Raw genomic sequence first — 15,427 nt, 5'->3', positions numbered from 1 at the left:
GCCATGCGATTGGGCATCACCCACGAAACCCATTACGACTACACACCGCAGGTGGAGACGGCCCAGCACATGGCCCACCTGCGGCCACTGGAGACAGCCACCCAAAAGCTGATCAGCCACCGCCTGAGCATCAGCCCCGAAGTGGCCCAGCAGGGCGAGACCCGCGACGTGTTCGGCAACACGCGCGCCTTTTTCTCGCTGCAGAACCCGCACGACGAGCTGCGCGTGTTGGCCCACAGCGTGGTCGACACCAGCACACCACCCCAGCCTGGCCTGGAGGCCGCCGACAGCCTGCCCTGGGAGCAGGTGCGCGAGCGCTTTCGCTACCGCGCGGGTGGCCGCTACGACCCGGCTGCCGAGTTTGTCTTTCCGTCGGTCTACGTGCCCCGGCACGATGACTTCGTGAGTTACGCGCGCGCCAGTTTTGGCACCGGGGTCAGCCTGCTGGCCGGAGCACAGTCGCTGATGGAGCGCATCCACACCGACTTCACCTACGAGTCCAACAGCACCGAGATCAACACCCCGGCCGTCGAAGCGCTGGCGCACAAAAAAGGCGTCTGCCAAGACTTCGCCCACATCATGATCGCCTGCTTGCGCGGTCTGGGCCTGCCCGCGCGCTATGTCAGCGGCTACCTGTTGACCTCGCCCCCCCCCGGCCAGGAGCGCCTGGTCGGCAGCGACGCCTCGCACGCCTGGGTGGCGGTTTACTCGCCTGGCGAGGACGGCATGCGCGGCCAGTGGTTTGACTTCGACCCCACCAACCGGCGCAGCCCGGGCGAGGACTATGTGACCCTGGCCCTGGGCCGCGACTTCGCCGACGTCTCGCCCATGCGCGGCGTGATCCACGGCGGCGCGCACCACATCCTCAAGGTGGCGGTGACGGTCGAGCCCCTCGAAATTCAATAACTTCTTTTCACGCCCCTGTAGCGCCGCCAGGCGCTGGGCGGCGGGCACAATGCAGGCGAATCTGCCTGCCTTCAACCACTGTAGGAACCTCCATGAGCATTTACGCCAAACTCCAAGCCCTGAACATCGAACTGCCGCCCGTGGCCGCGCCCGCCGCCGCCTACGTGCCCTTTGTGCAAACCGGCAAGCTGGTCTTTCTGTCGGGCCACATCGCCAAGAAGGACGGCAAGGTCTGGGTCGGTCAGTTTGGCCGCAACATCAGCACCGAAGAAGGCAAGCTGGCCGCACGCGCGGTGGCCGTGGACCTGATGGGCACGCTGCACGCCGCCGTGGGCGACCTGAACAAGATCAAGCGCATCGTCAAGGTGATGAGCCTGGTCAACTCCACCGGTGACTTCACCGAGCAACACCTGGTCACCAACGGCGCCAGCGAACTGCTGGGCGAGGTGTTCGGTGCCGAGCGCGGCGCCCACGCCCGCAGCGCCTTCGGCGTGGCCCAAATCCCGCTGGGTGCTTGCGTTGAGATCGAGCTGATCGCCGAAGTCGAATAAAACGTCCCACGCCCCCTCTGCGCGCTCATTGAGGGGGCCGCAAACAGCAAAAAGCCCGGCCAAGACCGGGCTTTTTTCATGGGCTCGGGCCAAGGCCGGCCCAGCGCTCAGAAGCTCAGAAGCTTTCCCAATCGTCTTCCTTGGCCGCTGCGCTGGGCGCTGGTGCCTTGGCGGCGGCCAGTCGGGCCGTGGGGGTGGCGCCCACCGCGCGCGGTGCCGAGGCCGACAAGGACTTGGGCGCGGGGGCCGCCGAGACCTGGGGTGCTGGCACCGGGCTGGCCCGGCGAGACACGGAACCCATGGACTGAACCGCGACGGCAGATCCACTGAGCTTGAACGTGGCCACCACGCTGGCCAATTGGTCGGCCTGCTCGCGCAGGCTTTGCGCCGCCGCCGCGCTTTGCTCCACCAGGGCGGCGTTTTGCTGCGTCATCTGATCCAGGCTGGACACCGCTTGGTTGACATCGGCAATGCCTGCGCTTTGCTCGGTGGCAGCCGCCGTGATCTCGCCAATCATGTCGGTCACGCGACGCACCGAGGTGACGATGTCGCTCATGGTGTTGCCCGCGTCGGTGACCAGGCGGGTGCCGTTCTCGACCCGCTCGACCGAGGCGTTGATCAGCGTCTTGATCTCGCGCGCCGCCTCAGCACTGCGCTGTGCCAGGCTGCGCACCTCGCCCGCCACCACGGCAAAGCCACGGCCTTGCTCGCCGGCACGCGCCGCTTCGACCGCAGCATTCAGGGCCAGGATGTTGGTCTGGAAAGCAATGCCATCAATCACACCGATGATGTCGGCGATGCGCTTGCTGCTGGTGTTGATGTCCTCCATCGTGGCGACCACCTGCTGCACCACCGCACCACCACGCTCGGCCACCGACGAAGCGCTGGCGGCCAGGGTGCTGGCCTGCTGGGCGCTTTGAGCGCTGTGCTGCACGGTGTGGGTCAACGTGCCCAGCGAGGAAGCGCTTTGCTGCAGGTTGCTGGAAGTCTGTTCGGTGCGCACGGACAAGTCGTTGTTACCCGCTGCGATTTCCGAGCTGGCCAGCGCAATGCTGTCGGTGCTTTGGCGCACGCGGGACACGGTTTGACTCAACGACTCCCCCATCGCCGCCAGCGAACGCAGCAGCTCGCCAAACTCATCGCTGCGATCCGTCTCCACTGAACTGCTGAGGTCGCCCTGGGCGATGCGCGAGGCCATCCGGTTGGCCTGGCTCAAAGGCTTGACGATGCTGCGGATCAAGCCAAATGCACCCCACAAAATACCCAGCACGATCAGCGTGATGCAAATGGCGGCCACCTTGATGGTGAAGGCGCGCTCCTGGGCCAACGCATCTCGGCTTTGCTGAGCCAGTTGCTCTTGCAGTTTGACAAACTCATTGAGGCTGTCGAGGTAAGTGCTCAAGGCGCTCTTGAAATCGCCATTGACCAGGGCCACAGCTTCGGCTACCTGGCCCTCTTTCTTCAACTTTTGGGCCTTCTCCCGCAGGCTGATCATGGCGCTGCGCTTCTCCGCGATCTTGGCCATTTGGACCTTCTCAGCGTCACTTTGGGCGATCGCAACCAACGCTTTTTGCAGCTCGCTGATTTGCGCGGTGGTACTGGCGATGGAGCCCGACAGGGCCTCCGACACCGCCGGGTCCGCACTGAGCAAGACCGCATAAGTGCGAACGGAGTTGGCCTGGGTCAGCCCCGCCCAACGTGTCGCGCTTTGGATGCGCTCCACAAAGTTGGCCGAACTGCGGTCGCTTTCACGCTGGACCAAAGCCGAACGGTAAGCCGCAAAAGCGATCACTCCCAGAAGGGACACGATGATCAGCGAGACAGCCATCCACAGCTTGGTGGCCATTTTGAGTTGTTGAAAGCGCATAGAGGGACTCCGTCAAGACAACACGGGCAGCACTTTCAAACACGTCCTCAGGCTGCGATGCGCTCCTCACCGGAGGCACCGGGCCAAGCAGAACGATAGAAGGCGCCACTACTTGATGAACGGATCATAAATCATTTTTACCGTTTCAATATGACAATATCAATTTACTCCACGCGCAAGATGGTTTCTGGCTTGAAGCCCAGGTCCGCCGCCTTGCCTTTGCGTGCGCGCAAGCCCCGTGCGTTGTTCAGCGAGCGAATCTCCAGTGTCTCCTCGCGCGCCTTGCCACCGCGCCCCGTGCCCATCAACCGGATGCTGCGTGTGTAGGCGGCAGCGCCAGCCAGGGTGTCCTTGGGCTCCAGGTCGATCAGCAACAGGCCGCGCCCGCCCTTCTCCATGGTTTTGAGTTCGGCAATGTCGAAGGTCAGGATGCGCCCGCCCACCGAGGCACAGGCCACATGCGTGGCCGCCAACAAAGCCTGGCTGCCGCTGGTGTTTGAAGCGTGGGACGGCTTGCACACCGTCTCGCCCTCGCCCAGGCTGAAGAAGGACTTGCCGCTCTTGTTGCGCGACACCATGTTCTCCACGCTGGCCAGGAAGCCATAACCGCCCGAACCCGACAACAAGAGCGTCGCGTTGGCCGGGCCCGCAAAGTAATGCGCGGGCTGGGTGCCCGACTCGAGCTCAATCAGGGTGGTGACAGGCTGGCCATCACCGCGCGCGCCCGGCAGTGCCGCGACCGGCACCGAGTACACGCGGCCATTGCTGCCCAGCACGATCAAGGTGTCGACGGTGCGGCATTCAAAAGTGCCATACAAACCGTCGCCTGCCTTGAAGGCGAAGCTGCCCGCCTCATGGCCGTGGCCGTTGCGGGCACGCACCCAACCTTTTTCAGACACCACCACGGTCACCGGCTCGTCCACCACTTTGACCTCGGCCACCGCGCGCTTTTCAGCCTGGATCAGGGTGCGGCGTGCGTCGGCAAACAGCTTGGCATCGGCCTCGATTTCCTTGACCATCAAGCGCTTGAGCGAGCCCGGATTGCCCAGGATGTCTTCCAGCTTGCCCTGCTCTTCGCGCAGCAACTTGAGCTCTTGCTCGATCTTGATGGCCTCCAAGCGCGCGAGTTGGCGCAGGCGGATTTCCAGGATGTCTTCAGCCTGCCGATCCGACAGGTTGAAGCGCGCGATCAGCGCGGCCTTGGGCTCGTCGCTGTGGCGGATGATGGCAATCACCTCATCGATGTTGAGCAGCACCAGGTGCCGCCCTTCGAGGATGTGGATGCGGTCCAGCACCTTGTCCAGGCGGTGCTGCGAACGACGTGTCAGCGTGGCCTGGCGGAAGGCAATCCATTCCTCGAACATCTGACGCAGCGACTTCTGCACCGGTCGGCCGTCCAGGCCAATCATGGTCAGGTTGATCGGGGCCGAGGTTTCCAGGCTGGTGTGGGCCAACAAGGTGGTGATCAGCTCGGGCTGGCTGATCTTGCTGGTCTTAGGCTCGAACACCAGGCGCACCGGCGCGTCTTTGCTGGACTCGTCGCGCACCGTGTCGAGCACGGCCAGCACCGTGGCCTTGAGCAGGGTCTGGTCTTGCGACAGGGCTTTTTTACCGGCCTTGACCTTGGGGTTGGTCAGCTCTTCGATCTCTTCCAGCACGCGCTGTGTGCTGACGCCCGGCGGCAGCTCGTTGACCACCAACTGCCACTGACCGCGGGCCAGGTCTTCGATCTTCCAGCGCGCGCGCACCTTGAGCGAGCCACGCCCGCTGCGGTACGCATCGGCAATGTCGCCAGGGCCACTGATGATCTGGCCGCCGCCGGGGTAGTCCGGGCCAGGCACCAGGGCCAGCAAGTCGGCCTCGGGCAATTGGGGGTTCTTGATCAAGGCCACGCAGGCGTCAGCCACCTCGCGCAGGTTGTGGCTGGGGATTTCAGTGGCCAAGCCCACCGCGATGCCACTGGCGCCATTGAGCAGGGTGAAGGGCAGGCGGGCGGGCAGCTGAGTGGGCTCCTGGGTGGAACCGTCGTAGTTGGGGATGAAGTCGACCGTGCCTTCATCGATCTCATCGAGCAGCAAGCTGGTGATGCGCGACAGCCGGGCTTCGGTGTAGCGCATGGCGGCTGCGCCGTCGCCGTCGCGGCTGCCGAAGTTGCCTTGGCCGTCGATCAGCGGGTAGCGCTGGTTGAAGTCCTGCGCCATGCGCACCAGGGCATCGTAGGCGGCCTGGTCGCCATGCGGGTGGAAGCGGCCCAGCACGTCACCGACCACGCGGGCGCTCTTGACCGGCTTGGCCGCCGTGTTGCCCGAAAAGCCCAGGCCCATGCGCGACATCGAGTACAGGATGCGGCGCTGCACGGGCTTCTGGCCATCGCACACATCGGGCAGGGCCCGACCCTTGACCACGCTCAGGGCGTATTCCAGGTAGGCGCGCTGGGCGTAGTTGGCCAGGCTCAGGCCGTCGTCAGACTCACCGGAAGAAAAATCGAGAACAGGTTGGTCGCTCATGGGTAATCAATCGCATTGCGCTCCAGGGCGCTGAGCGTGGCGCTGCTCAGGCCCCGGGCATTCAGGGGTTCAATCATGTTGCCGCGGCCCGCGGCACCGCCCGGTACGGCGGGAATTTCGACACGCACGCGCTGGCCGGAGCGGCGCTGCTCCAGCACCGTGGCTGGCGGCTTGAGCAGGCTGTAGAGCTGCGTCACCGTGCGCACGTAGTTCTGGGTTTCGCGGATGTTGGGGATCTGGTTGCCAGCCCGGCTCACGGCGCCCGGGCCCGCGTTGTAGGCGGCCAGGGCCAGGTCCAGGCGGCCGTTGAACAGGCGCATCAAGTGGCGCAAGTAGCGCGTCCCGGTCTGGATGTTGGTGCGGGCATCGGTGAGCTTTTTCTCCACGGGCTGGCGTGCATCGCCGACCACGCCAAACTGCTCGGCCGTGGGCGGCATGACCTGCATCAGACCGACCGCGCCGCGCGGTGAAACCGCCAACTCATCAAAGCCGGACTCGGTGGCGATCATGGCCTGAAGCAGCTCGAAATCAATGCCATGGAGGTCGGCCGCCTCGCGCATGTGCAGCTTGGCCCGCTTGAAGCCAGGCGAGACATCAAAAAAGGCCAGCAGCTGCGGCTGCAGCGTCGGCACTTGCACCGGGCGCGGTGTGTCAGCCCGAGGGAAGTCACTGGACTCGGCCGTGCCACGGTAAAACAGCTCGTAGCGCGCATCCACAGCCTCGGCCGCGAAGTGCGGCGTGCCGCGCGCATCGATGTAGCCCCACACCTCGGCCTGGGCCGGGGCGCAGGCCAGCCCGCAGGCCATCAGCCCGGCCAGCAGGCGTGGACGCAGATCAGACGTCAATCTCAACCGCATCGCCGTGCAATTCCATCAGCTCGCGGCGCGCGGCGGCCTCGCCCTTGCCCATCAGCTTGGTGATCAGGCCTTCGGTGAACGCAAAGTCCTGTGCGCCCAGCTGCACCGGCAGCAAACGGCGGGTGTCGGGGTTGAGGGTGGTGTCCCACAGTTGCTCGGCATTCATCTCGCCCAAGCCCTTGAAACGGCTGATGGTCCAGCTGCCTTCACGCACGCCTTCTTTGCGCAGTTTGTCGAGGATGGACTGCAGCTCGCCGTCGTCCAGCGCATAGACCTTGGAGGCGGGCTTCTTGCCACGCGCGGGGGCGTCGACCCGGAACAGGGGCGGGCGCGCCACGTAGACGTGGCCGGCGTCAATCAACTTGGGGAAGTGACGGAAGAACAGGGTCAGCAGCAGCACCTGGATGTGCGAGCCGTCCACATCGGCGTCCGACAAAATGCACACCTTGCCGTAGCGCAGGCCCGACAGGTCGGGCGTGTCATTGGGGCCATGCGGGTCCACGCCGATGGCCACCGCGATGTCGTGGATTTCGGTGTTGGCAAACAGTCGGTCACGCTCCACCTCCCAGGTGTTGAGCACCTTGCCGCGCAGGGGCAGGATGGCCTGGCATTCCTTGTCGCGGCCCATCTTGGCGCTGCCGCCGGCCGAGTCGCCCTCGACCAGGAAGACCTCGTTGTGCGCGATGTCGCGGCTTTCGCAATCGGTCAGCTTGCCGGGCAGCACCGCCACGCCCGAGCCCTTGCGCTTTTCCACCTTCTGGCCGGCACGCTGGCGGGTCTGCGCTGCCTTGATGGCCAGTTCGGCCAGCTTCTTGCCGTAGTCGACGTGCTCGTTGAGCCACAGCTCCAGCGCCGGGCGCACAAAGTTTGACACCAGGCGCACCGCATCGCGCGAGTTCAGGCGCTCTTTGATCTGGCCCTGGAACTGCGGGTCCAGCACCTTGGCGCTGAGCACGTAGTTGGCGCGGGCGAACACGTCCTCGGGCAGCAGCTTGACCCCCTTGGGCAGCAGCGAGTGCAGTTCGATGAAGCTCTTGACGGCATTGAACAAGCCGTCGCGCAGGCCGCTGTCGTGGGTGCCGCCATTGCTGGTGGGGATCAGGTTGACGTAGCTCTCGCGCACCGGCGAGCCGTCTTCGGTGAAGGCCACCGCCCAAGAGGCGCCTTCGCCCTCGGCAAAGCTGTCGTGGCCACCATCGGCAAAGCCTTCGCCTTCAAACAGCGGGATCACCGGGTCGGCCGACAAGGTCTGCACCAGGTAGTCGCGCAGGCCGCCTTTGTAGAGCCAGTTTTGCGTGTCCTTGGACTTTTCATTCACCAGGGTGACCGACACGCCTGGCATCAGCACCGCCTTGCTGCGCAGCAAGTGGGTCAGCTCGCCCATGGGCAGGGCCGGGGATTCGAAGTACTTGGGATCGGGCCAGACCCGCACTGTCGTGCCCTGCTTGCGGTCGCCTTCCGAGGCGCCACCGCTGGCGCGGGTGCTCAGCGGTTCGATCACGTCGCCGGCAGAAAACACCAGGCGCGCCACTTTGCCTTCGCGGTAGGAGGTGGCTTCCAGACGCAGCGCCAGCGCGTTGGTCACGCTCACGCCCACGCCGTGCAGGCCACCCGAGAAGCTGTAAGCGCCGCCCTTGCCCTTGTCAAATTTGCCGCCCGCATGAAGGCGGGTGAAAACCAGTTCGATCACAGGCGCGTTTTCTTCCGGGTGCAAACCAAAGGGAATGCCGCGACCGTCGTCCTCGATGCTCACCGAGCCATCCAGGTGCAAGGTCACCTTGATCTTCTTGCCATGCCCCGCCAGCGCCTCGTCGGCAGCGTTGTCCAGCACCTCTTGGATGATGTGCAGCGGGTTGTCCGTGCGGGTGTACATGCCCGGGCGTTGCTTGACGGGTTCGAGCCCCTTCAGAACGCGGATCGAGCCTTCAGAGTATTCGGTCGTAGGTTTGACTGCCATGGCGCGGATTGTAGTGCGGCGCAGTGTCAAAGCTGGATACCTATACAGGCACGTCGGGGAGCCGCGCCCCCCTGCCACCAGGGCGACGGGCAAACATGGTCCGAATTGGCTACAGTGCCGGCATGAGCTCACAACCCAAAAATCTATCGATGGCCCAGGTGCTCATCTGTGGCGCCGCCATCGTGACCCTGTCCATGGGCATTCGCCACGGCTTTGGCCTGTGGCTGCAACCCATCACCCAAGACCAGGGCTGGCCACGCCAGACTTTTGCCCTGGCCTTGGCGATCCAGAACCTGTCCTGGGGACTCTGCGGCATTTTTGCCGGCATGCTGGCGGACCGGTTGGGTGCGTTCAAGGTGCTCATGGGCGGCGCCGTGCTTTACGGCCTGGGCCTGATGGGCATGGCCTTGGCCACCAGCCCCTTGAGCTTTGCGCTGAGCACGGGCGTGTTGATTGGGGCGGCCCAAGCGGGCACCACGTACGCGGTGATTTACGGGGTGCTGGGGCGGCAGATCGCGCCGGAAAAGCGCTCTTGGGCCATGGGCGTGGCGGCGGCGGCGGGCTCTTTTGGTCAGTTCCTGATGGTGCCCGTTGAAGGGCAACTGATCAGTAGCCTGGGCTGGAAGGAAGCCCTGCTGGTGCTCAGCGCCATGGTGCTCTTGATCGTGCCGCTGGCCTTTGGCCTGCGCGAGCCGGGCTTTCAAGGCAGCCAGGCGCCCAAGCGTGAACAAACGATCGCCCAAGCCTTGCGCGAAGCCTTCAAGTACCCAAGCTTCCAATTGCTGATGGCGGGCTACTTCGTTTGCGGCTTCCAAGTGGTGTTCATTGGCGTGCACATGCCCAGCTACCTCAAGGACAAGGGTCTGTCGCCCCAGGTGGCCAGCTACGCGCTGGCCCTGATTGGCCTGTTCAATGTGTTTGGCACCTACATCGCGGGCTCGCTGGGCCAGAAGATGGCCAAAAAGAACATCCTGGCCTTCATCTACTTTGCACGCGCCGTGGTGATCAGCATCTTCTTGCTGGTGCCCTTGTCGCCCCTCAGCGTGTACGTGTTCTCTGCGGTGATGGGCGCTTTGTGGCTGTCCACCGTGCCGCCCACCAATGCCACCATCGCGCAAATTTTTGGCGTGCAGCATTTGTCCATGCTGGGGGGCTTTGTGTTCTTCAGCCACCAGATTGGTTCTTTCATGGGCGTGTGGTTGGGCGGTTTCCTCTACGACAAAACCGGCAGTTACGACGTGGTCTGGTACCTGTCGATCGGCCTGGGCGTGTTTGCCGGCCTGGTCAATTTGCCGGTGCGTGAAGCCCCCATCCAACGCACCCCACTGCAAGCGGCTTGAAGACCGGCACCATGACCGCCCCAGCCCCACCCAGCCCCCCACCTGCGACGGGCCTCGATCGCCCCCCTGCGCACCGACGCTGGTGGGTACCAGTGGGCCTGGGTGGCCTGGCGCTGGCCGCCTTGCTGGCGGTATTTGCCCTCTATGCGCGACCTGACTTTTTATTGACACTCTCCAACCAGATTTGGGCTTGCTTCTGAGCCTCGGCCAGCCACAGGCCCCCAGGCGGATCAGCCTCGCTATTTGCGGAAGGGAACACAATGAAAACGATGGTCGTGACCGGTGCCTCAGACGGCATCGGCGCCGAAATCGCTCGCCAGTTGGCACGCGAGCATGGCAAGGGACTGGCCCTGGTGCTGGCCGCGCGCAGTGCCGCCAAACTCAATGAAGTGGCTTTGCAGTGCGCCAGCCAGGGCTGCGACACGCTGGTGGTGCGCACCGACGTGTCCGACGAAAGTGCCTGCCGCCACCTGATCGAGGCCGCCGTCGCCCGCTTCGGTCGCCTCGACGTGCTGATCAACAACGCTGGCATGTCGGCCCACGCTTTGTTTGAGGAGGTGGCCGAGAACGACCTGCACTGGTACGAAGACCTGATGCGCATCAACCTCTGGGGCAGCGTGTGGTGCACCCACGCCGCCCTGCCCCACCTGCGCGCCACGCGCGGCAGCATCGTGGCTGTGTCGTCGCTGGCGGGCTTGATCGGCGTGCCGGGTCGCACAGCCTACAGTGCCACCAAATTTGCCATGACGGGGTTTTTTGAAGCCCTGCGCACCGAACTCAAGCCCTCGGGCGTCAGCGTCACCACAGCCTACCCCGGCGTGGTGGCCACCGACATCCGACGCCACGGCTACAACGCCCAAGGCGCTCCCGCTGGACGCAGCGGTTTGCGCGAGGACAAGGCCATGTCGGTCGAACGCTGCGCGGCCTTGATCCTGCAAGGCCTGGCACGTCGCGAGCGCGAGGTCGTCATGACAGCGCAGGGCAAGCTGGGCCGCTGGCTGCGCTTGATCGCCCCAGGCCTGGTCGAACAGCTTGCCCTCAAAGCCCTGCACGACGATGTGCGACCTGACCACCGATGAACCCAGCCCCTTCCCCTACCGCCCCCGCCGTCCATGGACTCGGCGCCCCATCCCGCTGGGTGCAGCGCTGGTCCCACCTGGTGCAGCCCAAAGGTCGCGTGCTGGACGTCGCCTGCGGTGCAGGCCGGCACAGCCGATGGTTTGCACAGCGCCAACACGCCGTGGTGGCGGTCGACCGCGCCCCTGAAGCCCTGGCAGCCCTGCCTGCCGGCGTGGAGGCGGTCTGTGCAGACCTCGAAGGCGGCCCCTGGCCTTTCCTGGGCCAGACCTTCGACGCGGTGGTGGTGACCAACTACCTTTGGCGCCCGCTGTTCCCCGTTCTGCTGGCCAGCCTGGCGCCGGGGGGGGTGCTGATTTACGAGACCTTTGCCCTCGGCAACGAAAGCGTGGGCAAGCCCTCTCGGCCTGATTTTTTGTTGCGCCCGGCAGAGCTGTTGCAAGCCTTTGACGAGCTCGAAACCGTGGCCTACGAAGCGGGTTTCGAAGCCTCGCCAGAACGATTTGTGCAACGCCTGTGCGCCGTGCGACCCAACGGACAACCGAACGGTGCGCCCGCGCGTTACCCCTTGACGCCCCTGTCGGCAACCCCGGGCTGAGCCACGGGGCCCGGCAGCCTAGTTAGAATGCTCTTTTACCGTTTGAGACTGCGGACATGACCTCCCCAACCGGCCCTATTACAGGCAGCATCGTCGCCCTGGTGACTCCGATGCACGAAGACGGCAGCGTGGACTACCCCACCCTGCGCAAATTGATCGACTGGCACATTGCCGAAGGCACCGATTGCATCGGTGTTGTGGGCACCACCGGGGAATCGCCGACGGTCAACGTCGAGGAGCACTGCGAAATCATTCGCGTGTCCGTGGAACAAGCTGCCAAGCGCGTGCCCATCATGGCCGGCTGCGGCGCCAACTCGACGGCTGAAGCCATCGAATTGGCCAAGTTCGCGCGCGGCGTGGGGGCTGACTGCCAACTGCAAGTCGTTCCCTACTACAACAAGCCCACGCAAGAAGGCCAATACCGCCACTTCAAGGCCATTGCCGAAGCCGTGGGCGACCTGCCGACCGTGCTGTACAACGTGCCGGGCCGCTCGGTCGCCGATATGGCGCACGACACCGTGCTGCGCCTGGCCGAAGTGCCTGGCATCGTCGGCATCAAAGAAGCCACCGGCAACATCGAACGCGCCCAATGGCTGATCCGCGATGTGCCCAAGGGTTTTGCCATCTACTCGGGTGATGACCCCACCGCCGTGGCCCTGATGCTGTGTGGCGGTCAAGGCAACATCAGCGTGAGCGCCAACGTGGCCCCGCGCCTGATGCATGAACTCTGCGTGGCCGCGATCGCTGGCGACGTGAAGCGCGCCATGGAAATCCAGTTCAAGCTGATGCCCCTGCACAAGAATCTGTTCGTCGAAGCGAACCCGATTCCCGTCAAGTGGGCCATGAAGCGCCTGGGCCTGTGTGGCGGCGCCATGCGCCTGCCCATGACCGAACTCAGCGCTGCCAGCGAACCCGTGGTGGAAGCCGCGCTGCGCGCCAGCGGCCTGCTCTGAACCTCCCTCTGTTTTGCTGATCCGACACCCCATTCCTGCCTTGGAAGGACCCCTTGTGACCCAATTCAAACGACTGGGCCTGTGCAGCCTGTTGAGCCTGTCTGTCGTGCTGTCGGCCTGCTCGTCGCTGGACGGCGACAAGATCAATTACAAAAGCGCCACGCGGGCTCCGACCCTGGAAATCCCACCGGACCTGACCCAGCTCTCGGGTGACACCCGCTACGCCCTGGGCAGTGGCCCGGTGTCGGCCACGGGCTTCCAAGCCGCGATGGGCAAGTCGCCTGCCACGGCCGCCCAAACCGCCGCCAGCACCCTGGGCGACGTGCGCGTGGTGCGCGAAGGCAATCAACGCTGGTTGGTGGTCAAACGACCGGCCGACCAACTGTGGACGCCCGTGACCGACTTCTGGACCGAAAACGGTTTTGCCCTGGTGCTCGATGATGCCAAGCTGGGCATCATGGAAACCGACTGGGCCGAGAACCGCGCCAAGCTGCCGCAGGACTGGATTCGCAACTCGCTGGGCAAGGTGTTTGACTCCTTGTACGACACCGGCGAACGCGACCGCTTCCGCACCCGCCTCGAACGCAGCGCCGACGGCAGCACCGAGATCTACATCAGCCACCGCGGCATGGTGGAAACCTACACCACCAACAACAAGGAAACCGCACAGACCGCCTGGCAACCACGCCCGAGCGATCCGGAACTGGAAGCCGAGTTCCTGCGTCGCCTGATGATCAAGTTGGGTGGTGGTACGGCTGAGCAAGCACGCCAGCAGACGGCCGCCGCCACGGTGGTCGCCCAAGCCCGCGTGGTGCAGGTCAACAACTTGCCAGCCGCCCAGCTCGACGATGGCTTTGACCGCGCTTGGCGTCGGGTCGGCTTGAGCCTGGACCGCACCGGCTTCACCGTGGAAGACCGCGACCGCGCCAAGGGCCTCTACTTCGTGCGTTACGTGGCGCCGAATCCGGACAAGAAGGAGCCCAGCCTCTTCAGCAAGATGTTCAGCAGCTCGGACAAGAACACCGGCCCGGTGAAGTACCAAATCGCGGTGCGAAGCACGGACAAGCAGACCACGGTGTCGGTGCTGGACGCCAATGGCGCGCCCGACACCTCGGCGAACGCTCAGCGCATCGTGCAGGTGCTGGTCGACGATCTGAAGTAAAGCCCGGCCTGGGAGCGGACGGCGCAGCCTCTGCGCGTTCCGCCTCCCCGCCAGTGAGCCCCCCGGGCAGGCCTTTGTGGCCTGCCTTTTTTTTGCAGCTCACTCAGGCCTTTGCCCCAGCACCATGCGTTTCAAGAATCTGGCCAGCGGCAGCACTGGCAACGCCACGGTCGTGGAAGCAGGCCACGGAGCGGACTGCCGGCGCCTGCTGGTCGATTGCGGCCTGGGCCTGCGCCAACTGGCGCAGCGGCTGGGGCAGGCCGGCTTGCAGCCGAGCGACCTGCATGGTCTGTTCATCACCCACGAGCATTCGGACCACATCGGCTGCGCACTCAGCTTCTCGGCGCGCCATGGACTGCCGGTGTGGATGAGTGAGGGCACTTGGTTGGCCCTGGGCGAGCCCGATTTTGGGGACCGCTTGCGCCTGGCCCGCGACCAGGTCCCGATCGACTTCGGCCCGATGGCCTTGCACCCCTTCACCGTGCCGCACGATGCGCGCGAACCCCTGCAGCTGCGCTGCGAAGACGGCCAAGTGCGCCTGGGCCTGCTGACCGACCTGGGCCATGTGAGCCCGCATGTGCTGAGCCAGCTGGCGGGCTGTCACGCACTGTTGATGGAGTCCAACCACGACGCCGCGCTGCTCAGCCAGTCGCGCTACCCGGCTTTCCTGAAGCGTCGCATCAGTGGGCCTTGGGGTCACCTGGAGAACACCTGCACCGCCCAAGCCCTGCGCCAGCTGCAACACCCCGGCCTGCGCCAGGTGGTGGCGGCCCACCTCAGCGAGCAAAACAACCAGCCCGACTTGGTACGCCAAGTGCTCAGCGACGCCCTGGGTTGGCTGCCGGAACAAGTGGGCATCGCCTGCCCGGTCAATGGGTCAGCCTGGATCGAGGTCTGACCCCCATGCCAGCGTCCCCCGGTCGGGGCGGTCTGCCTTTATTTGGCTTTCTGCACAGGGTTGGCCAACAGCCAATTGGCAGGGTAGGCGCGCATGAACTCGCGGGCCTTTTCTGGTGGGGCGTTCAGCCAAGCCTCGTAAGCCCCTTCGTTGAGGATGGCGGGCATGCGCTTTTCGCTGCCGTCGTGCTGGTAGCGGCGGATCAAGGCGTGGCTGTTGGCATTCACCGTGAGCAAGGTGAAGCTGGTGATGGGGTCACCCCCCGGGCCATTCCACTGCGCCCACAGACCAGCCACCCCCATGGGTTTGCCATCCACGCGCGCAATGCGGGTGGACACCGGCTTACCGCTGCGCAGGTCATCTTCAAAAAACGCCATCATCGGCACGATGCAGCGCTGCGCATTGACCCAGGATTCGCGGAAGTTGTTCGAGGTGTTGACCGCCTCAGAGCGGGCGTTGACCAGTTTGGGTGAGCGCAAGCGCGCGTCCGAAGCCGACTTGACCCACGAGGGCACCAAACCGAATTGCCCCGAACGCAGCACCCGCCCCACGGGCGCCTTCTCAGCGCCATCGGCGGGCAACTCAGGGACCAAAGCCGCCTCAGGGTCGCGGCAAATGAACACGCCATTCATGCGTGGACGCAGTTCGCGCGCCAAAGCCAGTTCAGGGGCCGGCACATCGAAGGCCAGCGGGTAAAGATCGGCAGCGTGAACGCTCTCGTATTGGACAGTCATGCCGCGATGCTAGCGCAGGG

Annotated in this window: 13 protein-coding genes; 8 read left to right on the top strand and 5 right to left on the bottom strand. The window is 64.8% G+C overall.

Features of this window, described 5'->3' with window-relative positions:
- Positions 1-3 precede the first annotated feature (3 nt).
- The gene (locus tag PSQ39_RS20060; RefSeq protein WP_273929177.1) at positions 4-906 is read left to right on the top strand and encodes a transglutaminase family protein; all 903 of its coding nucleotides are present in this window, start codon (positions 4-6) and stop codon (positions 904-906) included.
- Between the two features lie 92 nt (positions 907-998).
- Complete coding sequence (locus PSQ39_RS20055) at positions 999-1,457, top strand: RidA family protein (protein ID WP_273929175.1); 459 nt, start codon at positions 999-1,001, stop codon at positions 1,455-1,457.
- Positions 1,458-1,572: 115 nt separating this feature from the next.
- On the opposite strand, the gene PSQ39_RS20050 is transcribed toward PSQ39_RS20055, so the two are convergent.
- The 4 genes from PSQ39_RS20050 to PSQ39_RS20035 all read right to left on the bottom strand — a co-directional run bounded on the left by PSQ39_RS20050 (position 1,573) and on the right by PSQ39_RS20035 (position 8,645).
- Positions 1,573-3,324 carry a methyl-accepting chemotaxis protein gene (locus tag PSQ39_RS20050; RefSeq protein WP_273929174.1) on the bottom strand — a complete coding sequence of 584 codons (1,752 nt, stop codon included), beginning with the start codon at positions 3,322-3,324 and terminating at the stop codon, positions 1,573-1,575.
- A gap of 164 nt (positions 3,325-3,488) precedes the next feature.
- The gene (gene parC / locus PSQ39_RS20045; RefSeq protein ID WP_273929172.1) at positions 3,489-5,831 is read right to left on the bottom strand and encodes a DNA topoisomerase IV subunit A; all 2,343 of its coding nucleotides are present in this window, start codon (positions 5,829-5,831) and stop codon (positions 3,489-3,491) included.
- Entirely contained in the window at positions 5,828-6,676 is an 849-nt protein-coding gene (locus PSQ39_RS20040) for a lytic transglycosylase domain-containing protein (RefSeq protein WP_273929170.1), read from the bottom strand. Before PSQ39_RS20040 ends, parC begins: the two co-directional genes overlap by 4 nt.
- Positions 6,666-8,645 (bottom strand): DNA topoisomerase IV subunit B, encoded by a 1,980-nt coding sequence (locus PSQ39_RS20035; protein ID WP_273929168.1) that lies wholly within the window; start codon positions 8,643-8,645, stop codon positions 6,666-6,668. The genes PSQ39_RS20040 and PSQ39_RS20035 overlap by 11 nt, the downstream gene beginning before the upstream one ends.
- Before the next feature lie 122 nt (positions 8,646-8,767).
- Between PSQ39_RS20035 and PSQ39_RS20030 the strand changes: the two genes are divergently transcribed.
- The 6 genes from PSQ39_RS20030 (at position 8,768) to PSQ39_RS20005 (ending at position 14,673) form a co-directional block, all read left to right on the top strand.
- Positions 8,768-9,985 (top strand): MFS transporter, encoded by a 1,218-nt coding sequence (locus PSQ39_RS20030; protein WP_273929165.1) that lies wholly within the window; start codon positions 8,768-8,770, stop codon positions 9,983-9,985.
- Between the two features lie 260 nt (positions 9,986-10,245).
- Positions 10,246-11,064: an SDR family oxidoreductase gene (locus PSQ39_RS20025; protein WP_273929163.1), complete on the top strand. Its 819-nt coding sequence runs from the start codon at positions 10,246-10,248 to the stop codon at positions 11,062-11,064.
- Entirely contained in the window at positions 11,061-11,660 is a 600-nt protein-coding gene (locus tag PSQ39_RS20020) for a class I SAM-dependent methyltransferase (protein WP_273929161.1), read from the top strand. The genes PSQ39_RS20025 and PSQ39_RS20020 overlap by 4 nt, the downstream gene beginning before the upstream one ends.
- A gap of 56 nt (positions 11,661-11,716) precedes the next feature.
- Positions 11,717-12,613, top strand: coding sequence for a 4-hydroxy-tetrahydrodipicolinate synthase (gene dapA, locus PSQ39_RS20015; RefSeq protein WP_273929160.1), 897 nt, complete (start codon positions 11,717-11,719; stop codon positions 12,611-12,613).
- Positions 12,614-12,668: 55 nt separating this feature from the next.
- A complete protein-coding gene (gene bamC / locus PSQ39_RS20010) occupies positions 12,669-13,775 on the top strand; it encodes an outer membrane protein assembly factor BamC (RefSeq protein ID WP_273929158.1) in 1,107 nt (368 codons plus the stop codon).
- Between the two features lie 124 nt (positions 13,776-13,899).
- Complete coding sequence (locus PSQ39_RS20005) at positions 13,900-14,673, top strand: MBL fold metallo-hydrolase (protein WP_273929156.1); 774 nt, start codon at positions 13,900-13,902, stop codon at positions 14,671-14,673.
- Positions 14,674-14,711: 38 nt separating this feature from the next.
- Here the strand turns inward: PSQ39_RS20005 and PSQ39_RS20000 are convergent, their stop codons facing one another.
- Positions 14,712-15,407: an SOS response-associated peptidase gene (locus PSQ39_RS20000; RefSeq protein ID WP_273929154.1), complete on the bottom strand. Its 696-nt coding sequence runs from the start codon at positions 15,405-15,407 to the stop codon at positions 14,712-14,714.
- Between the last annotated feature and the right edge of the window lie 20 nt (positions 15,408-15,427).

Source organism: Curvibacter microcysteis, assembly GCF_028649455.1.
Lineage (GTDB): Bacteria > Pseudomonadota > Gammaproteobacteria > Burkholderiales > Burkholderiaceae_C > Curvibacter > Curvibacter microcysteis.
This window is presented reverse-complemented; position numbering and strand designations above follow the sequence as displayed.